Annotated in this window: 14 protein-coding genes, 5 tRNA genes and 1 pseudogene; 9 read left to right on the top strand and 11 right to left on the bottom strand. The window is 71.2% G+C overall.

Translation table 11 applies throughout. The features are described 5' to 3' along the window. Positions 1 to 3: 3 nt before the first annotated feature. Both PV342_RS16725 and bldC read left to right on the top strand, forming a co-directional pair. Complete coding sequence (locus tag PV342_RS16725; RefSeq protein ID WP_051102021.1) at positions 4 to 894, top strand: DUF8083 family protein; 891 nt, start codon at positions 4 to 6, stop codon at positions 892 to 894. A gap of 485 nt (positions 895 to 1,379) precedes the next feature. Further along, a complete protein-coding gene (gene bldC / locus PV342_RS16730; RefSeq protein WP_003949541.1) occupies positions 1,380 to 1,586 on the top strand; it encodes a developmental transcriptional regulator BldC in 207 nt (68 codons plus the stop codon). 263 nt (positions 1,587 to 1,849) lie between these two features. Here bldC and PV342_RS16735 read toward each other — a convergent pair whose 3' ends face one another. The 8 genes from PV342_RS16735 to PV342_RS16770 all read right to left on the bottom strand — a co-directional run bounded on the left by PV342_RS16735 (position 1,850) and on the right by PV342_RS16770 (position 9,170). Beyond that, on the bottom strand, positions 1,850 to 2,059 hold the full coding sequence (locus PV342_RS16735) for a DUF6274 family protein (RefSeq protein WP_400805287.1): 210 nt from the start codon (positions 2,057 to 2,059) through the stop codon (positions 1,850 to 1,852). 137 nt (positions 2,060 to 2,196) lie between these two features. Further along, positions 2,197 to 2,271, bottom strand: a tRNA-Asp gene (locus tag PV342_RS16740). Between the two features lie 72 nt (positions 2,272 to 2,343). Next, positions 2,344 to 6,270: an ATP-dependent RNA helicase HrpA gene (gene hrpA, locus PV342_RS16745; protein ID WP_500317673.1), complete on the bottom strand. Its 3,927-nt coding sequence runs from the start codon at positions 6,268 to 6,270 to the stop codon at positions 2,344 to 2,346. A 262-nt stretch (positions 6,271 to 6,532) separates the two neighbouring features. Beyond that, positions 6,533 to 6,609 (bottom strand) — tRNA-Phe (locus PV342_RS16750). 4 nt (positions 6,610 to 6,613) lie between these two features. Continuing rightward, positions 6,614 to 6,688 (bottom strand) — tRNA-Asp (locus PV342_RS16755). 318 nt (positions 6,689 to 7,006) lie between these two features. Beyond that, a tRNA-Glu gene (locus tag PV342_RS16760) sits at positions 7,007 to 7,079 on the bottom strand. A 79-nt stretch (positions 7,080 to 7,158) separates the two neighbouring features. After that, on the bottom strand, positions 7,159 to 8,739 hold the full coding sequence (locus tag PV342_RS16765) for a metallophosphoesterase family protein (RefSeq protein WP_396348312.1): 1,581 nt from the start codon (positions 8,737 to 8,739) through the stop codon (positions 7,159 to 7,161). 80 nt (positions 8,740 to 8,819) lie between these two features. Then, on the bottom strand, positions 8,820 to 9,170 hold the full coding sequence (locus PV342_RS16770; RefSeq protein ID WP_018558408.1) for a metallopeptidase family protein: 351 nt from the start codon (positions 9,168 to 9,170) through the stop codon (positions 8,820 to 8,822). 301 nt (positions 9,171 to 9,471) lie between these two features. On the opposite strand from PV342_RS16770, the gene PV342_RS16775 reads away from it, so the two are divergent. Both PV342_RS16775 and PV342_RS16780 read left to right on the top strand, forming a co-directional pair. After that, positions 9,472 to 9,960: a hypothetical protein gene (locus tag PV342_RS16775; RefSeq protein ID WP_400805293.1), complete on the top strand. Its 489-nt coding sequence runs from the start codon at positions 9,472 to 9,474 to the stop codon at positions 9,958 to 9,960. Positions 9,961 to 10,192: 232 nt separating this feature from the next. Then, positions 10,193 to 12,301, top strand: coding sequence for a DEAD/DEAH box helicase (locus PV342_RS16780; RefSeq protein WP_500317676.1), 2,109 nt, complete (start codon positions 10,193 to 10,195; stop codon positions 12,299 to 12,301). 88 nt (positions 12,302 to 12,389) lie between these two features. Here PV342_RS16780 and PV342_RS16785 read toward each other — a convergent pair whose 3' ends face one another. Further along, the gene (locus tag PV342_RS16785) at positions 12,390 to 12,893 is read right to left on the bottom strand and encodes a CU044_5270 family protein (protein ID WP_500317677.1); all 504 of its coding nucleotides are present in this window, start codon (positions 12,891 to 12,893) and stop codon (positions 12,390 to 12,392) included. Between the two features lie 530 nt (positions 12,894 to 13,423). Then, on the bottom strand, positions 13,424 to 14,056 hold the full coding sequence (locus tag PV342_RS16790) for an RNA polymerase sigma factor (protein ID WP_400805299.1): 633 nt from the start codon (positions 14,054 to 14,056) through the stop codon (positions 13,424 to 13,426). A gap of 120 nt (positions 14,057 to 14,176) precedes the next feature. On the opposite strand from PV342_RS16790, the gene PV342_RS16795 reads away from it, so the two are divergent. Beyond that, a complete protein-coding gene (locus PV342_RS16795) occupies positions 14,177 to 15,724 on the top strand; it encodes an amino acid permease (protein WP_500317679.1) in 1,548 nt (515 codons plus the stop codon). 89 nt (positions 15,725 to 15,813) lie between these two features. Continuing rightward, positions 15,814 to 15,886, top strand: a tRNA-Lys gene (locus tag PV342_RS16800). A 253-nt stretch (positions 15,887 to 16,139) separates the two neighbouring features. Here PV342_RS16800 and PV342_RS16805 read toward each other — a convergent pair. Continuing rightward, positions 16,140 to 16,646 (bottom strand): annotated as a pseudogene (locus PV342_RS16805) (site-specific integrase); the annotation flags it as partial. A 189-nt stretch (positions 16,647 to 16,835) separates the two neighbouring features. Between PV342_RS16805 and PV342_RS16810 the strand changes: the two are divergent. The 3 genes from PV342_RS16810 (at position 16,836) to PV342_RS16820 (ending at position 18,165) form a co-directional block, all read left to right on the top strand. Beyond that, positions 16,836 to 17,072 (top strand): hypothetical protein, encoded by a 237-nt coding sequence (locus PV342_RS16810; RefSeq protein WP_400805303.1) that lies wholly within the window; start codon positions 16,836 to 16,838, stop codon positions 17,070 to 17,072. A 272-nt stretch (positions 17,073 to 17,344) separates the two neighbouring features. Further along, entirely contained in the window at positions 17,345 to 17,470 is a 126-nt protein-coding gene (locus tag PV342_RS16815; protein WP_400805305.1) for a hypothetical protein, read from the top strand. A gap of 68 nt (positions 17,471 to 17,538) precedes the next feature. Further along, a complete protein-coding gene (locus PV342_RS16820) occupies positions 17,539 to 18,165 on the top strand; it encodes an HK97 family phage prohead protease (protein WP_400805307.1) in 627 nt (208 codons plus the stop codon). Positions 18,166 to 19,591 lie beyond the last annotated feature (1,426 nt).

Raw genomic sequence — 19,591 nt, forward strand, 5'->3', positions numbered from 1 at the left:
ACGATGCCAGGGCGCGGAAGCCGTCACGAGGGAGCGGGTGTGGGCTTGTCATCGGTGCTGGTCCCGTACGCGGCGTATCTGCGGGTGTACGAGCCGCTGGCGGCCTTCCCGGAGCCCGACCGCGGCTACTGGTACCGGTACGCCGCCCAGGGCGTGCAGCGGACCGCACAGGACGAACTGCGCCAGTCGCTGGCCGGTCTGCTCTCCGTCCCGCCCCTCTCCGTACCGGTCCGGGAAAGCGGGGAGGCCTTCGTCGCCGTCGTGGACGGCGTGACCCACGTATGCCCCTGGCGCACCCGGTTGCGCGGCTGGCTCGCCCTGTCCGAACTGGTCGAGGAGTTCCCCGTCCCCGTGGTGGACGCGGTGCTGCCCAGGGCCACGCGCGAGCAGGCGGAGGCCGACTTCGCGGCGTGGCGGGCGGAGAAGCCCGAGAACGCCGACGCCCGGCCCTGGATCCGCGGGGCGACGTGGCACGTCCCGGTGCGCTGGTTCGCGCTGTTCGACGACTCCGAGCGGGAGTACGAACCCGCGGGCGCGGGCGAGTCCAAGCAGCCGGTGATGCGTTACCGGACGCCGATGGTGCAGGCCCGCCGGCGGACGGCCCGGGCGCTGCGGGTGCTCAAGGATTCACTCGAAGAGGGACCTTTGATCGACGGCCTGGTAGATGTAGGGCGTTGGCTCGAGGAGTTCCACCCGCGTTCCCTGGTCGAACTCGACTACGGGGGGCTCGTCCACGCCATCGCCCCGGACTCCCTCGCGGGGGACCGGTCCGCCGCCGACGTGGCGGACGCGTTGGCGGCGCTGCGGGACGAGGACGGCACCCGGGCCGGCGAGGCGTACGAGCGGCTCACCGACCGGTGGCGGGCCGTCCGGGAGCTCCAGTACGCGAGTTGAGGGACCGTCGGGAGCCGGCGGGTGGGCGGCGGGACTTTGGTCCTGAGTCCGGCCGACCGGTACCTTTGGCCTAAGCGTGACCTAAAGCACGTTTAGGGGTCTTGCCCTCATCCCCACCCCCCATGACAATATGGGACATCGGGTCCGGAAGGACCTCTTTCCGCTCGCTCTGAGCGGAATGTCCGGTATTGCATCCCCTTGAGGTGGGGCTGTGGCTCGTGGGTTGGCTGTGACTGATCGTCACTCAGGTGTGACTGTCCGTTATGGCCCGGTCCATCGGCTTCCGTCGAGCTTAGACACCTCAGAGGGCAAATCCATCGGTTTGGCCGACACGGCTGGACAGATGGTGTAGTTGTAGTGCCAAGGACAAGCCGTTCGTCCTATTACCGACTCGGCCCGCGTCCGCCATTTCGGGCAACGCGGGTCAAGGTGCAGAATTTAGAGGAAAGAACCGTGTTGGTTCGGTTCTCTCGAGGAGGCCGCTCATGACCGCTCGCACCCCTGATGCCGAGCCGCTGCTGACCCCCGCTGAGGTCGCCACGATGTTCCGCGTGGACCCGAAGACGGTCACGCGCTGGGCCAAGGCTGGCAAGCTCACGTCCATCCGCACGCTCGGCGGGCACCGCCGCTACCGCGAGGCGGAGGTCCGTGCACTGCTCGCGGGCATTCCGCAGCAGCGCAGCGAGGCCTGACCTGAACAAACGGACGTCCGCGCGGGGCCCCCAACCCGCCACGACGTCCGATCCGAAGGGTCCCTGCCCCCATCAGGGAAGCCCGTAGGAACGTTGATCGCATCGGAGTCCGCCGGCTCCGGTGCGATCTTTTTTGTGCGTGTGGTGTGTCCGTGTTGTGAGGACTGGGCCCTCTGTCATGAGTGCAATTGCACATATTAAATTGACGGTCCCACAGGAGGCCCCAAGTTCCCTCAGAGTCAGAACTTTTCACGTGACTCCCGTCACATGCCGGAGTCCTGTTCCTCTCCGCTCTCCTGCGGTAGTGGGACGGCCGCGCGCCGCAGCGCCAGCCGCATCAGCCGGTGGCACACCGGGCAGTGCCGGGTGAGGTGCCGGCGCCCGCCGCCCGCCGCGGCCGCCAGGTGCGCGCGCAGCAGTGCCCGCGTCACGCCCCGGGGCATCGGGCCCGGGTCCCTCGGCGTCGCGCTCATGTGCCAGGCGTACCACGCGTGAACGGACGGAACCAGGGGACCGGCCCCCTCCGCAACCGCATCGCGGCCACGGCGGCCGCCGCGCGCACAGCAAGAAGGCCCGCGTCCTTCGCTGGACGCGGGCCTTGCATTTGCTGCGGTCCTGACGGGATTTGAACCCGCGGCCTCCACCTTGACAGGGTGGCGAGCACTCCAAACTGCTCCACAGGACCAGGTTTCGCGGCCGTCGTTCCTTGGCCGCGAGGAAGACTGTACAGCAGGTCAGAGGGTGATTGCGAACCCGATCAGCCCCAGGCTTCGTCGAGGGCCTTGAAGATGCGTTTGTCCGATACCGGGAATGCCGTGCCGAGGGCGTGCGCGAAGTAGCTGACCCGCAGTTCCTCGACCATCCAGCGGATCTCGCGCACCCGTTCGGGGACCGGCCGCCCGGCCGGCTGGGCGGCCAGCAGCTCGGCGTACTCGGTCTGGATCTCCCGGACCTTCTCCATGCGCGTGGTGTCCCGCTGGACGCCCGTGGGCATCTGCTGCAGCCGCCGGTCGACGGCCACCAGGTAGCGGAGCAGGTCCGGCAGCCGGCGCACCCCCGTGGACGTCACGAAACCGGGCCCCACGAGGGCCCCCAGCTGCTCCTTGACGTCCGCCAGGTTCGCCACCAGGGCGAGGCTCTGGGTGGCCTTCAAACGGCGCTCACAGGCCTGCCAGGCGGCCAGCACCTGGCGCACCTGGGCGACCGTCCTGACGGTCAGTTCGACGAGGTCGGCGCGCACCGAGTCGTACAGCTTGCGGAAGGACTCCTCGTCCCAGGCGGTGCCGCCGTGCTCGGCCATGAGCCGGTCGGCGGCCGCGGTGACGCAGTCGTCGAAGAGGGCGTTCACCGAGCCGTGCGGGCTGCGCGACAGCGCGAGCTTGTCCTGGTTGGACAGCCGGTCCGCGGCGAACTTCGCCGGGTTCGCGGGCACGTTCAGCAGGATCAGCCGACGGGTGCCGCGCCACATCGCCGCGGCCTGCTCGGCCTCGGTGTCGAAGAGCTGCACGCCCACGCTCTCGCCCTCGTCGACCAGCGCCGGGTACGCCTTGACCGGCTGCCCGGACCGCCGCGTCTCGAAGGTGCGCGGCAGGGTGCCCACCGTCCACTGCTTCAGCCCCGTGCGGCGCTCGATGCCGATGGACCCCGCGGCGTCGAAGGCCTTGCTGATCGCGGCCTTGGTCTTCGGCCGCAGCTGCAGCTTCAGCGCCTCCAGGTCCTTGTCCTCGGCGAGCTTGCGCCGGCGCTCGTCGGTCACCCGGAAGGTGATCTTCAGATGGTCCGGGACCTTGGCGAGGTCGAAGTCCTCGGCGGTGACGGGCACGCCCACCATCCGCTGCAGTTCGCGGGCGAGCGTCTCGGGAAGGGGATCCTGCACGGGCACGACCCGGTCCAGGAAGGCCTTCGCGTAGTTCGGCGCCGGCACGTAGTGGCGGCGGATCGCCTTGGGCAGCGAGCGGATCAGCTCGGTGACCACGTCCTCGCGCAGGCCCGGGATCTGCCAGTCGAAGCCGTCCGGGGTCACCTGGTTGAGCACCTGCAGCGGGATGTGGACGGTCACGCCGTCCGCGTCCGCGCCCGGCTCGAACTGGTACGTCACGCGGAGCTTGAGCTTCCCCTGGCGCCACGAGTCGGGGTAGTCGTCCTTGGTGACGGCCTCGGCGTTCTCGTTGATCAGCATGGACTGCTCGAAGTTGAGCAGCTCCGGCTCGTCGCGGCGCTTGTGCTTCCACCACGAGTCGAAGTGCGCGCCCGACACCACGTGTTCGGGGACCAGGCGGTCGTAGAAGTCGAAGAGCGTCTCGTCGTCGACGAGGATGTCGCGGCGGCGCGCCCGGTGCTCCAGCTCCTCCACCTCGGCCAGCAGCTTCCGGTTGTCGTGGAAGAACTGGTGGTGGGTGCGCCAGTCGCCCTCGACGAGCGCGTTGCGGATGAACAGCTCGCGGCTGGTCTCCGGGTCGATCTTCCCGTAGTTGACCTTGCGGTCGGCGACGATCGGCACGCCGTACAGCGTCACCTTCTCCAGCGCCACGACCGCCGCCTGGTCCTTCTCCCAGTGCGGCTCGCTGTAGGAGCGCTTCACCAGGTGCTGGGCGAGCGGCTCGATCCACTCGGGCTCGATGCGGGAGTTGACCCGCGCCCACAGCCGTGAGGTCTCCACCAGCTCGGCGGACATGATCCACCGCGGCGGCCTCTTGAAGAGCGACGAGCCGGGGAAGACGGCGAACTTGGCGCTGCGGGCGCCCAGGTACTCGTTCTTGCTGTCGGTGTCCTTCAGCCCGACGTGCGACAGCAGGCCCGCCAGCAGCGACTGGTGGACGTGCTGGGCGTTGACCTCGTGGTCGCCCTCGGCGAGGTGGATGCCCATCGTCTTGGCGACCGTGCGCAGCTGGCTGTAGATGTCCTGCCACTCGCGGATGCGCAGGTAGTTCAGATACTCCGTGCGGCACATCCGGCGGAAGGCCGAGGAGGACAGCGCCTTCTGCTGGTCGCGGACGTAGCGCCACAGATTGAGCAGCGCCATGAAGTCGCTGGTCTCGTCGGCGAAGCGGCGGTGCTTCTCGTCCGCCTGCTGCTGCTTGTCCTGGGGACGTTCGCGCGGGTCCTGGATCGACAGCGCGGCCGCGATCACCATGACCTCGCGTACGACGCCGTTGCGCTCCGCCTCCAGCACCATGCGGGCCAGCCGCGGGTCAACCGGCAGCTGGGAGAGCTTGCGGCCGGTCTGGGTGAGCTTCTGCCCGTCGAGGGCGCCCAGCTCCTGGAGCAGCTGCACGCCGTCCTTGATGTTCCGGGCGTCCGGCGGGTCGATGAAGGGGAAGCGCGAGATGTCGCCCAGCCCGGCCGCGGTCATCTGCAGGATGACGGAGGCGAGGTTGGTGCGGAGGATCTCGGCGTCGGTGAACTCCGGGCGGGACAGGAAGTCGTCCTCGGAGTACAGCCGCACGCAGATGCCGTCCGCGAGCCGGCCGCAGCGGCCCTTGCGCTGGTTGGCGCTGGCCTGGCTGATCGGCTCGATCGGCAGCCGCTGCACCTTGGTGCGGTGGCTGTAGCGGGAGATGCGGGCCATCCCCGTGTCGATCACGTAGCGGATGCCCGGGACGGTGAGCGAGGTCTCCGCGACGTTGGTGGCCAGCACGATGCGGCGGCCCGTTCCGCGCTGGAAGACCCGGTGCTGCTCGGCGGAGGACAGCCGCGCGTACAGCGGCAGGACCTCGGTGAGGCGCAGCTGCCTCTTGTTCAGGGCGTCGGCGGTGTCGCGGATCTCCCGCTCGCCGGAGAGGAAGACCAGGATGTCGCCCGGGCCCTCGGCCTGGAGCTCGTCCACCGCGTCGCAGATCGCGGTGATCTGGTCGCGGTCGGTGTCGTCGGCGTCCCCGTCTCCTTCCGCCAGCAGCGGGCGGTAGCGCACCTCGACCGGATACGTACGCCCGCTGACCTCGACGATCGGGGCGTCGCCGAAGTGCCGGGAGAAGCGCTCCGGGTCGATGGTGGCGGAGGTGATCACGACCTTGAGGTCGGGGCGGCGGGGCAGCAGCTGGGCGAGGTAGCCCAGGATGAAGTCGATGTTGAGGCTGCGCTCGTGCGCCTCGTCGATGATGATCGTGTCGTACTGCTGCAACTCGCGGTCGGTCTGGATCTCGGCCAGCATGATGCCGTCGGTCATCAGCTTGACCAGCGTGTTGTCGCCGACCTGGTCGGTGAAGCGGACCTTCCAGCCCACCGCCTCGCCCAGCGGGGTGTGCAGCTCCTCCGCCACGCGCTCGGCCACCGTGCGGGCGGCGATCCGGCGGGGCTGGGTGTGGCCGATCAGGCCGCGGACGCCGCGGCCCAGCTCCAGGCAGATCTTGGGGATCTGCGTGGTCTTCCCGGAACCGGTCTCGCCGGCGACGATCACGACCTGGTGGTCGCGGATCGCCGCGAGGATCTCGTCCTTCTTCCGGCTGACCGGCAACTGCTCCGGGTAGCTGATCGCGGGTATGGCGGTGCGCCGCGCCTCGACCTTCAGCGCGGCCTTGTCGATCTCCGCCCCGATCTCGGTCAGCACGGCCGAGCGGGCCTCGGGCTTGCGGATGCGGCGTGCGCCGTCCAGGCGACGGCCGAGGCGGTGCGCGTCGCGCAGGGAGAGCTCGGCCAGTCGTGCGCCGAGCTCGCCGAATGCGGGGGAGGGGGGCTGCGTAGACATACGCGTTCCAGCATCGCATCCGCCGCGCCCCACGGGCGAACGCATTACGCCCGTGCGTTCCCGCCCCGCGGGCCCGGGTGGCCGGGGTGCGGCGGTGCCGGTGGGGTCCGGTCACGGCACCGGTGCCGCGGCGCGACTCGGCGGCGCGTGACGTCAGTTGCCGCCGGGCCGGCGGCCACCCGGTCGGCCGCCACCACGAGGGCGACGGCGCCCACCGTGCGGGCAACGCGAAACCCCCGCCGAGGATCTCGACGGGGGTTGCTGGTGGCTGGGGCCGGGGTCGAACCGGCGACCTATCGCTTTTCAGGCGATCGCTCGTACCAACTGAGCTACCCAGCCAGCGCGGTCCTGACGGGATTTGAACCCGCGGCCTCCACCTTGACAGGGTGGCGAGCACTCCAAACTGCTCCACAGGACCTTGCTTTGCGCTCTGCGCGAGAGACAGTCTCCCACACGTTCGTGCGTGCTCCCAACGGGATTCCGCCGCGCTGTGCGAGAGACGGATCGCCGTATGCCTGGCTCCCGGTCGATGATTCTCGGTGACCGGTCGGACACGCACTGGCGGGCCGATCTCGCTGGACCAGCGTATCAGACCCCGGGTGGTGCGACGCACGTGTGACCTGCGGGCCTGCGGCGGACGGCACCGGTGCGGGCCCGGAAAACACAGAAGGCAGCGCCGCCGGTGAACCGGCTGCACTGCCAACGCGCATGGCCTGCGGGACGACGCAGACGTATGTGCCCCCAACGGGATTCGAACCCGTGCTACCGCCTTGAAAGGGCGGCGTCCTGGGCCACTAGACGATGAGGGCTGAACGGTCCGCCGGCGGATCTTCGGCCATCGGACGCGTCAGCAGCATATGGGATGCCAGGGGGGATCGCCAAAACGGTTTACGGGCTGCTCGTCGCGGTCGTGGAGGGCGTGACGAAGGGACTCCCGGAAGGGGAGGCGAAGGGCGGCGAGGGGGACGGGGCGCGGCCCGGCTCCACCTCCTCCGGGAGGTGGCGGGAGACCTCGGCGGTGGACAGTCCGAGCCCGCCGAGGGTGATCTCGTCCCAGGCCTGGAGCGCGTGGGTGTCCTGGTCCAGGTAGAGCACGGAGGCCTCCACCTTCTGGGGGGTGTCGCCCTCGACGGCGCGCAGTCCGCCGCCGCCGGTCGTGCCCTGCACCATCAGCCGGCTGCCGTTCTCGAGGACGCCGACGTTCCGCGTGTGGGTGTGCCCGGCGAGGATCAGGGGGACGATGCCGTCCGTCTGGGCGGCGGCGATGGGGTTGTGGGCGACGGCGATGTCGACCTTGGCGCCCGTGGCGTTCTGCCGCCGGACGGCCTCGGCGAGTTTCTGCCCGGCCACCCGTTCCGACGGGTCGCCGGCCGCCTCGACCGAGCGGTCCGGGGTGAACTGCGGGTCGCCGATGCCGGCGATGCGCAGCCCCTTGACGACCACCGACCGGCCGTCGTCGACCACGTGCGCGTTGGCGCGGCCCGCGACCGCGCGCTGGCTGTCCATGGAGTCGTGGTTCCCGCGGACGAAGACGTAGGGCGCGCCGAGGTCGGGGATGGCGGAGGTGAAGCCGTTCTCGGCGGCGGTGCCGTGGTCCATCAGGTCGCCGGTGTCGATGATCACGTCGATCTTGTACTCGGTGACGACGGACTCGATGATCTGCCAGGCCACGGGGTTGAGGTGGATGTCCGAGACGTGCAGCACCCGCAGCGTGGTCGGGTCGGGGTTGTAGGCCGGCAGCGTGGACGTCGCGTCGTACAGCCGGGTCATGTTCGTCACCAGGCGGGCGAGTTCCTGCTGGTAGATGTCGAAGTCGCTGACGATGCTGCGCGCGTTGCCGACGACCGAGGGGGCACTGCTCAGCAGCCCGGAGAACCGGGGCTCCAGGACGCTGCGCGGGTTCCAGGTGCCGTACGCGGTGCCCGCGCAGGCCACCAGCACCGCGAGGGACAGCCCGCCCGCGGCCAGAGCGCGGCGGGGCCTGCGGTAGACGGCGAGGCCGAGGGCGGTGGCGCCGGTCAGCGCGGCGACCGAGGACCGCAGGGCGAGTTCGGCCGTGCTGTGCTGCACGTCGGCGGTGACCTCGCTCTGCAGTCCGCTGATCCGCTCGGGGTGCCGTACGAGGGTCCGGGCCCGTTCGGGGTCGAGCGTGTCGACGTCCACGACCAGGCGGAGCGGGCCGTCGTGGCTGTCCAGCCGGAGGGCGCCCAGCGGGGAGACGTTGACCTCGGTGTCCCCGGTCCAGGACGGGTGCAGCGACATCCGGGTGTTCATCGGGCCGACGGGTTCCTCGATGCTGCCCAGCACCACCAGGCCGAGCCAGCCGCCCACCAGCGTCACCGCGAGCAGCCCCAGGGCGCCCAGGTACGGGCGGGCCGGGGAGGCGGTGAGCGACGGGGCGGGTGGTGCGGCGGTGCGGCGCCGCCACAGGTCACGGATACGAGGCACACGAGATCGAACACGGACCATTGCCGACGTATGCCCCGGGCCGTCGCGAGGCATGCGCCGCCGGACGGAGTCCCCCGCGGGCCCGCGGGGGTGACCGGGGCTCACCCCCAGCCGAGTTCGTGCAGGCGCTCGTCCTCGATGCCGAAGTGGTGTGCCACCTCGTGGACGACGGTCGTGGCGACCTCCTCCACGATCTCCTCCTTGGTGCCGCACATGCGCAGGGTCGGGCCCCGGTAGATCGTGATCCGGTCCGGCAGGACGCCCGCGTACCACTCCCCGCGCTCGGTCAGCGGCGTCCCCTCGTACAGGCCCAGCAGTTCCGGATCGGCGGGGTCCGGTTCGTCCTCGACGAAGACCGCCACGTTGTCCATGACGCGGGCCAGCTCGGGTGGGATCCGGTCCAGCGCGTCGCTGACCAGTTCCTCGAACGCTTCGCGTGACATCTCCAGCACACCGCCATTGTCCGGGACGGACGGCCGTTCGGGCAGCGTCCGGCGCGGATTCCGGTGCCGGGGACGCGCCAAGGGGACGCGCCAAGGGGACGCGCCAAGGGGTCGCGGGGCGGAAGCCGTTCGGGTGCGCGCGCCGGGGCGGGCGGGCCGCCGTCCGGCCGTGCTCCCGCCCGTACGGGCGTGTCCCCGAGGGCCGCGTGTCCGTTGGGCAGCGCGGAACCCGATCCCGCGACGGCCGCCCGCCGGACCCGTGGGACCCACCGGCCCCACCCGTCCCGCCATATCCATCAGAGGTGCCCCCGTGACCCCTGCCACCGCCCGCGCGCGAACGGCGGCCGTGCTGCTCCTGCCCGTGTTCGCCCTGGGCTCCGTGACCGGCTGCGTGAGCGTGGGCGGCGCGGACGACGACGCCCAGCCGAAGGGTGCCTCCTCCGGTGTCGCCGGGGAGGCCGGGGGCGCCGGCGGCACCTGGCAGGACGGCGGAATGGTCATGCCCGGCGGCGGCTCGGGCGGGGTGGAGGGGCGGCCCGGGGCCTTCGCGCCCGGGGCCGGTTCGCCCTCGGTGTCGGCGCAGGAGTCGGTGCCGGGGCCGACCCAGGGCCCGGGCCGCTCCCACAGCGCCAAGCCCTCGGGGCGTCCTTCGTCCTCGGGGCGGCCCTCGCAGTCCTCGCCCCCGTCGGACCGGCCGTCGGCGACGTCCTCGCCCGGCGACAGCTCCCCGCCGCCGTCCGGGGACGGCTCGCCCGAGCCGTCGCCGTCCAGCGCGCCCTCGGTGAACGGTGCCGCGTGAGGACCATGAGGAGCGGGAGAGTGGGGAGCATGGGGGACCGAGGGGACCGAATTGGCCAAAGCGGTCTCGTATGCGTATGCTGGCAGATCGTTTGATCCCACTGCCCGGCGCCGAACCGAAGCGCGCCGCGTTGGCGCGTTCCTTTTCTCCTGTGGCTGACCGCATCGAGGCGGTTGTAAGCAACCTCCGGAGCTGGCGCGTGCCGAAATCTCCGAGAGGTTTTAGCTTCAGCATGTCTATTGACACTGCCGACCGTTCCGCCATGCCCATCGACACCGACGTCACCGACGAGGCCGTCACCGACGAGGCCGTCACCGACGAGGCCGTCACCGAGGAGCCCACCGCTCCCGAGACCCCCACCGTGACCTTCGGCGACCTCGGGCTGCCCGAGTCGATCGTCCGCAAGCTGGCGCAGAACGGGGTCACCACCCCCTTCCCGATCCAGGCGGCGACGATCCCCGACGCCCTGGCCGGCAGCGACATCCTCGGCCGCGGCCGCACCGGCTCCGGCAAGACCCTCTCTTTCGGTCTGCCGCTGCTCACCTCCCTGGCCGAGGGCCGCACCGAGCGGAAGCACCCGCGCGGTGTGATCCTCACCCCGACCCGCGAGCTGGCGATGCAGGTCGCGGACGCGCTGCAGCCGTACGGTGACGTGCTCGGCCTGAAGATGAAGGTCGTCTGCGGCGGCACCTCCATGCAGAACCAGATCTACGCCCTGGAGCGCGGTGTCGACATCCTCGTCGCCACCCCGGGCCGGCTGCGCGACCTGATCGAGCGCGGCGCCTGCGCGCTGGACCAGGTGCAGATCGCCGTCCTCGACGAGGCCGACCAGATGGCCGACATGGGCTTCCTGCCCGAGGTCACCGAGATCCTCGACCTGGTCCCGCAGGGCGGCCAGCGGCTGCTGTTCTCCGCCACGCTGGAGAACGAGATCGACACGCTGGTCAAGCGGTACCTCAAGGACCCGATCACGCACGAGGTCGACCCCTCGGCGGGCGCGGTCACCACGATGACGCACCACGTCCTGGTCGTGAAGCCCAAGGACAAGGCGCCGGTCACCGCCGCCATCGCGGCGCGCAAGGGCCGCACGATCATCTTCGTCCGCACCCAGATGGGTGCCGACCGCGTCGCCGAGCAGCTGCGCGACGCGGGCGTCAAGGCCGACGCCCTGCACGGCGGCATGACCCAGGGCGCCCGCACCCGCACGCTGGCGGACTTCAAGGACGGTTACGTCAACGTCCTCGTCGCCACCGACGTCGCGGCCCGCGGCATCCACGTGGACGGCATCGACCTCGTCCTCAACGTGGACCCGGCCGGCGACCACAAGGACTACCTGCACCGCTCGGGCCGTACCGCCCGCGCCGGCCAGTCCGGCACGGTCGTCTCGCTCGCCCTGCCGCACCAGCGCAAGCAGATCTTCCGCCTGATGGAGGACGCGGGCGTCGACGCCTCGCGCCACGTCGTCGGCGGGGCCGGGGCGTTCGACGAGGACGTGGCCAAGATCACCGGCGCCCGGTCGCTGACCGAGGTACAGGCCGACGCGGCCGGCAACGCCGCCCAGCAGGCCGAGCGCGAGGTCGCCGACCTCACCAAGTCCCTGGAGCTCGCTCAGCGCCGGGCCGCCGAGCTGCGCGACGAGGCCGACCGCCTCACCGCCCGCGCCGCCCGTGAGCGCGGCGAGGACCCGGAGGCCGCCGTGGCCGCCGCCCAGGCCGAGGCCGCCGAGGCGGTCGCCGCCGCGGCGACCGTCGCCGCCCCCGCCGCGGAGTCGTCCGCGCCGGAGCAGCGCACCTTCCAGCGCCGCGACGACCGGGGCAACTACGAGCGCCGCCGTGACGACCGTCGCGACGACCGCCCGTCGTTCCGCGAGCGCGGTGACCGCGGTGACCGCGGGTACGAGCGCCGTGACGACCGTCCGTCGTTCAACCGGGACCGCCGTGACGAGCGTCCGTCCTTCAACCGTGAGCGCCGTGACGACCGTCCGTCGTTCAACCGGGACCGTCGTGACGAGCGTCCGTCGTTCAACCGTGAGCGCCGTGACGAGCGTCCCTCGTTCAACCGCGACCGTGACCGTGACCGCGGTTTCGACCGTCGTGACGACCGCCCGGCGCGCTCGTACGACCGCCGCGACGACCGTCCGGCGCGCTCCCACGAGTCCCGCGACCGGCACTTCGGTGGTGACCGCCCCTTCAACCGGGACCGCCGCGACGACCGCCCGGCGTTCAACCGCGACCGCGACGCCAACGACCGCCGCCCGTACGGCCGTCGTGACGACCACCGCCCCGGCGGCAGCGGCTTCGACCGCCGTACGGACAAGCCGCGCTGGAAGCGCAACGGCTGACCTCGGGTCCGGGTGGACAACCGGACGACCGAACAGCTGAACACCCGGGAGCCCGGCAGCACTTCGCTGCCGGGCTCCCGGCGTTCGTTCAGTCCCCCGGACGCGCGTCCGGGGGAGTCGCGCCGGCCCGGTCGCAGATGCCGCCGGCGGTGAACGCGATCGACTCTACGACGGTGCCGGTCTCCCCCCACGCACCGTCCTCCATCAGCACGGTGCGTTCCCCGAGCAGGCGCAGTGTCCTCCTGTCGAAGATCCACTCGACGCGCTCGCCGTTGTGCGCCCGGGCGACCGCCACCCCGCGGCGGCCCGTGGCGTCCACCGCGTCGGGCACGGTGATCACCCCGGGGATGAGCGCGGCGGCCCGGTACAGGGCGGCGGCGGTGGCCGGTGGGGCGCTCCCACCGCGCAGCAGTTCGCCGATGGTGACGAAGGCGCCCTGGTCCGCGCCGACGGTCGAGTCCACGGCGGGGCCGTACTGGGGGTCGGACTCCCGGCGGATCCGCGCCAGCAGGACGTCCGGCTCGGTGGGCAGGGCCTCCAGGTAGCGGTACGTCGGTGCGGACAGGCTCCCGGGTCCGGGGCGTCGTCCCACCGGTCGCCGCCGCGGTCGCGGGTCAGGGTACGGCCGCTGCCGTCCACGGACGTCCACAACTCGCCGGAATCGTCGGTGGGTTCGGTGGCGCCGGTGTCCCCGTCCAGTGCGGTGGCGTGTCCGGTCACCTTGATGTACGCGTACTGGTCGTCGCCGACGGCGCGGACGGCGCGGGCGGACGCCGTGTCGGCGCCGAGTGCGACGCGGCCCAGCAGCCGTACGGCGGCGGGGGACGCGGGGGGCTCGGCGCGGGTGCCGTCGGTGGTGTGCAGCGCCCGCAGGCCGACGGCGACGACCAGCAGCAGGAGGCAGACGCCCGCGGCCGGTGCCAGCACCGGCGTCAGCCGACGGCGGGGAACGGCCGTCGGATGCGGTGGGCGTCCCGCCCGCGATCTCGTCCAGGAAGTGCCGCTTGAGCAGGCCGTGGGTGTCCGGATCGAGGCCGGGGGCGGCGGGGGCGGGCAGCAGCAGGGCGCCTTCCCCGGCCTCGGCCCGTTCGCGCTGCTCCGGCCGGAGCGGGTCGGCGGCGCTCATCGGTTCCTCTCCTTGGGCATCGGCATCGGCATCGGCATCGGTTCGGGCTCGGCTGCCGCCCGGGCCCCGGGAACGTCGACGCCGTGCGCCAGTTCGGCCTCGGCGAGCGCGCGCAGGCGGCCGCGGGCCCGTGACAGCCGGGAGCGGACGGTGCCCACCGGGATGCCGAGCGCCTCGGCGGCGGCCGCGTAGTCCAGGCCGGCCCACACGCACAGGGTGAACACCTCGCGGTCGGCGCGGCGGCGTCCGGCCAGAGCCCGGGACGCCGCCGCCGGCCGCTGGGTGTCGGTGATCCGGCCGACGACCTCGTCGGCGAAGTCGGGCACGGGCTGCCGCGGCGGCAGGCGCGACATCGCGGCCCGGTGGCGGCGGGCCGTCCGGGCGGTGTTGCGCAGCACATTGGTGGCGATGCCCAGCAGCCACGCCCGCGTGTTCACCACCTCCGTGCCCAGCTTCCCGCGCAGCCGCCAGGCCTCCAGGAACGTCAGCGAGACCACGTCCTGCGCCGTGGCCCAGTCACCGGTCACCCGCAGGGCGTGCGCGTGGACCACCCGTGCGTGGGCGTCGAACAGCCCGCCGAACGCCGCGCGGTCCCCCGAGCGCAGTCGTTCGTTCAGTGTCGTCTCCACACCACCGGAGTGTCCGTTCGGGCCACCGGGTTCCCTGTGACCCCGGTCACGGGAGTTTCCGTCCACTTCCGGACAGGACATGGCGCATGTCATGCCCCCGCCGGGGGAATCGCTGGGGGCATGACAATTCCTAAAGGACCGGACGAGGCCGCCAGGCCCCCGGGCGCGGTCACCGACGAGGAACGCCTCCGCCAACTCGGCTACACCCAGGTGCTGGCCCGCCGGATGTCCGCGTTCTCCAACTTCGCGGTCTCCTTCACCATCATCTCGGTCCTCTCCGGCTGCCTGACCCTCTACGCGTTCGGCATGAACACCGGCGGCCCCGCCGTGATCACCTGGGGCTGGCTGGTCGTGGGCCTGATGACGCTCGTCGTCGGTCTGGCGATGGCCGAGATCTGCTCCTCGTACCCCACATCCGCCGGTCTGTACTACTGGGCCCACCGGCTCGCCCCGCCGCGCAGCGCCGCCGCCTGGGCGTGGTTCGCGGGCTGGTTCAACGTGCTCGGCCAGGTCGCCGTCACCGCGGGCATCGACTTCGGCGCCGCGAGCTTCCTCAACGCCTACCTGGACCTGCAGTTCGGGTTCAGCAGCACCCCGGGCCACACGATCCTCCTGTTCGCCGCGATCCTGGTGCTGCACGGACTGCTCAACACCTTCGGCGTCCGCATCGTCGCTCTCCTCAACGACCTCAGCGTCTGGTGGCACGTGCTCGGCGTCGGCCTGATCGTCGGCGCGCTCGCCTTCGTCCCGGACCGGCACCAGTCGACGTCCTTCGTCTTCACCCACTTCGTCAACAACACCGGCTGGGGCAGCAGCTTCTACGTGGTCCTGCTCGGCCTGCTGATGGCGCAGTACACCTTCACCGGCTACGACGCCTCGGCCCACATGACCGAGGAGACCCACGACGCCGCCACCGCCGGGCCGCGCGGCATCGTCCGCTCCATCTGGATCTCCTGGATCGCCGGCTTCGTGCTGCTGCTCGGCTTCACGTACGCGATCCGGTCGTACGACGAGGTCCTCGGCACGCCGACCGGCGTCCCCCCGGCGCAGATCCTCATCGACGGCCTCGGCAACGTCGGCGGCAAGCTCCTGCTGCTGGTCGTCATCGGTGCCCAGCTCTTCTGCGGAATGGCCTCCGTCACCGCCAACAGCCGCATGATCTACGCCTTCTCGCGCGACGGGGCGCTGCCCTTCTCCGCGGTCTGGCACCGCATCAACCCGCGCACGAAGACCCCCACCAACGCCGTCTGGCTGGCCGCGCTCGGGGCGCTCGTCCTCGGCCTGCCGTACCTGATCAACCTGACCGCGTACGCCGCCGTGACCTCCATCGCCGTCATCGGCCTCTACATCGCGTACGTCATCCCGACCTTCCTGCGCCTCGGCAAGGGCGACGACTTCGAGCGCGGCCCCTGGCATCTCGGCCGCTGGTCCCGCCCGATCGGCGTCATCGCCGTGTCCTGGGTCGTCTTCATCACCGTGCTCTTCATGCTGCCCCAGGTCAGCCCGGTCACGGTCGACACCTTCAACTACGCGCCGATCGCGGTCCTGGTGGTCCTCGGCTTCGCCGCGACGTGGTGGTTCGTCTCGGCCCGCCACTGGTTCCTCCGCGACCGGGGTCCCGCCTCCGTCGAGGTCCCCGCACCCGCCCCGGCCGACACCCCCGGCTGACCGTTCCCGCCCCTCGCCGGCGGCGGCCGCGCCGCACGGGCCGAATGCGCTCGGAGCCACGGCCGCCGTCCGGCTATGCTGCGGGGTGCGGGCCGTTAGCTCAATTGGCAGAGCAGTGGACTTTTAATCCATTGGTTGTGGGTTCGAGTCCCACACGGCCTACCCGCAGGCGGTTGGTCTCGCCACCGCTGTCCTGCGTGAATGCGGCCCCACCGGTTCCGACCGGTGGGGCCGCAGCCTCTTCTCCGGGCTCTTGCGTGAGCGATGCGTGAACGGGGGTGCTGGCGATCTCCGACTTCCGGGCCCGGGGGACCACCGCGGCCGCGCGCTCGGTCAACTCCTCGGTGGCTTCCTCAAACAGGGCCATATAGGTATCACTCGTCAGCACAATCGTGGAGTGCCGCAGCTTTTCCTTCGCGTCATGGAGGTCTCCGCCTGCCGCCTTGATGAGCGCGGCTGCGCCGTTACGTAGATCACGAAGGTTGATCGGGGGCAACCCGGCCTCCCGGACGATCCGCCGGAACGTCTCCGACACCGTCTCGGGATGAAGCCAGGACCCGTCGGGCTGGGTGAAAACCTTGCCCGTGTCGTACACCGGCAGGCCCGCCTGCAGCAGCTCGTCCCGCTCGGCCTCCTGGCGCGCCCTGTGAGCCCGCAGAACGTCCGCCGTGCCGCGGTCGATCCGGACGGTCCCCGCGGACTCCTCGGTCTTCGGGGCGGCCTCGTAGGGCGTCCAGCCGTCGACGGTGATGGACTTTGCCACGGTCACCGTGAGCTGGTCCAGGCTGACGTGTTCCCAGTCCTGGCCGACGCCTTCACCGCGGCGGAGCCCGTGGTGCGCGATCAGATGGAAGAAGGCGTATAGCCGGTCGCTCTCGGCCGCGTCGAGGAACGCGCCCAGCTGGGCCGGCGTCCACACCATCACAGCGGACGGACGGACATCCTTCACGGGTGTAACACTCGCGGCAGATCACCATGCCCGAAAGCCCCCGGCGAGGCCCTGCGTCCCGGGGGCTTCGGCATGTCACAGGTCCGCTACAGCAGCAGACACGCAGCACCAATCCCTGTGCATGATGTCCCCCCTCAACCACGCAAGCCCATGGGGGGAACCATGCGCACCCGAACCGCTGCCCTCGCCCTCGCAGCCATCACCACGGCCACCCTGGCCCTCACGGGCTGCAGCAGCTCCGAGCCCGATCTAGCCGCCTGCAAGGCCGCCCTGGCCAAGCAAGACGCCACCCAGGTCAGCGACAACGCCCAGGAACCCGACCGCCCCGACGAGTGCGAAGGCGTCAACACCGCCACCCTGGTACGCCTCCTCAATGAGATCGACGAAGAGCAGGGCTGATCCCACACACCCCGGCCCCGACCACCCCTTCCGGTCGGGGCCTTCGGCATGTCACAGCACTGTCATAACCGTCGCGTACCCGGACACCCCCTGCCACAGTGGCCCAACACCCGACGCCACAGGGGGGGCGATCCCATGGGATTCATCAACGACGCCAAGGCCCAGGTCGCAGGGACCGAAGCCAAGAGGGCCCGCGCTGCCGGACAGCGCGTCCTGGTCTACAAGTTCATCGAGGCCAACACCAGCAGCAAGTCCACCGCCCCGATGAAGGCATGTCCGAGCAGATCGAAGCCATCGAGGCCGAGGGCTGGACGCTGTACAACATGGCGGCCGCAGAGGGTAAGGCGATGACCAGCGAACGCGTCGCCCTCGTCTGTCTCTTCCGGCCTACCGCCTGACACCACACCGACCCCGGCCCGGCGGACGCAGACAGCGACGCCGGGCCGCGTCACGCCCGGAGGACGCCATGGACCACACCTGGAACCTGGAGCGAGACCGCATCGAGGTCGAGCCCACCGCCGACGGTTGGCGCCAGTACGAGCTCGGCAACACCGCCCACACCTCCAGCCGCCCCCGGAGCAGCGTCATGAACGCGACCCCGATGGCCGCCGCCGCGGCGGCCCGAGCCCAGAACGTGCGCCAGCGCGCCGACCGCCCCTCGCAGCGGCGCAGCGGCGAGCCGACCGGATCCCGCGCCGCGGTGCGCGCCCCGCTGTCCGGTGTCGAGGTCCGCGAGGCCAGCGACGGCGGGACGCTGGAGTTTCTCGGCCACGCGTCGGTGTACGAGACGGCCTACGAGATGTACGACATGTTCGGCCCCTACACCGAGATCGTCACGGCGGGCGCTGGCACCGACTCTCTCGCCCGCGGCGACCTGGACGTGCCGCTCGTCCTGGGCCACGACCAGCTGCGCCGCCTGGCCCGCACCACCACCGGCACGCTGATCCTCACCGAGGACGGCAACGGCCTGCGCGTGCATGCGCCCGCCCTGGACCCGGCCGACTACGACGTGGCCTACATCGCGCCGAAGCTCAGGTCTGGCCTCATCGACGAGATGAGCTTTGCCTTCCGGATCGAGTCGCTGGCCTCCTGAAGCGACCACGGTGGTCAGGTCGGTACGGAGGTCGAGAGGGATCCAGCCCGAACGTTGCGAGGCCCACGAGCCCACCGACCCCGCCGGCCACCGGACCGATCGCCGACCATGTCTCGATCGTGAACCCAAGTACCTGACCCGCGATGCCCCGCCCCTTCGACGGCGCGAGGCGGGGAGCATACGTTCTGGGCGAGCTGGGCCCGTCGCGCCGGCTCTGCCCGTGCAGGTATCCGTCAGTGGGCGCAGCCTGGAATTGCGGCGTCGCCCTGGATCCCCATGGCTCATGCCGGGCGGGGTCGCCCGTCACCCGTATGCGCGGCTGACCGTCCGGCCACGGGTTCGGCGGGTGCGATGCCGGTCAGAGCGCTTGAGGGCCCCGCCTACCCCCCAGACGCGGTTCTCGCACATAAGACGGGCCTCTGCCGCTGCAAAGCGTCGGGGCCCGTCTCGCTTCCGGCATGAGTGGCCCACGCTGGCTCTTTCAGGCTTTGCCTGCGAAGGCGCCCATTAGCGGGCGGCGAGGTGTATACCTGAAGTAACCGAACAAATACCCCATATTGGTCGCATCGCTGCGCCTCTGAGGAGCCGACAATGCCCTACGGAGCCTTCGATGCTTCGCAACCCCCGCCCCGCCCCAACGTGATGCTCGCCCGCGGATGCGAGGTATGCCACGGCTGGGGAACCGTAGTCACTGACCAGGGGTGTCACGAGCTGTGCCCGGCCTGCCAGAGCCGGGCTTGCCAGGTGGAGCGCGCGGTTTGACGACGCGGCCCACCAATTACGAGGCCCCCACCGCGGCAACTGCGGCGGGGGCCTCGGCCGTCAGCCTCCCGTGTGCTTGCCGTCGGAGACCGGCGGCAGCGCCTTCCCGCCGGCGGCACGCCCTGGTGCCGGCGCAGAGGACGAAGCTGCCGCCCGGGCCGGAGCCGGACTTCAACGAGTAGGGCCGTCCGTTCTCGGTGCGCGTCCGGCAGCGGGCGCAGGTGCCCGTGACGCGCTCCGGGGTCTCGCTCATCGCTTGCCCCACAGTGCGTCGGCGGCAGCGCATCGGGTCTGGGGGATTCGCACGCCGCACATGCCGCGAGGTGATTCAGGTAGGCGCGGTGAGCGGTGTGGGCAACCCCTTCACGCCGGACAAAGTTGAGCGGCTACGCGCGGGTCGTGCTGGGCGGTACCGTGAGCCGTGTCGACCCCGCATCCAGACGGGACAGCTTGATGCTGCCGATGTCGTGCCGTTCCCGGCGGAGAGCCGCCCTCGGTCCACGACACGATGGCGCCAGCCGGGACGGACCAGCCGAGAGTGATGTCCGCGTCCGGATCGGCGTCCGCGTCCAGGGGGACGCCCACGCCCCGCTGGGAAGGGCCGGAGCGCCGGTTCACCGGGTCCCCGTGGGCTGGTGTGCACCGCATGTGATGGCTGTCCGGC

Source organism: Streptomyces sp. PA03-3a, from assembly GCF_033792735.1.
In the GTDB taxonomy this organism is placed as follows: domain Bacteria; phylum Actinomycetota; class Actinomycetes; order Streptomycetales; family Streptomycetaceae; genus Actinacidiphila.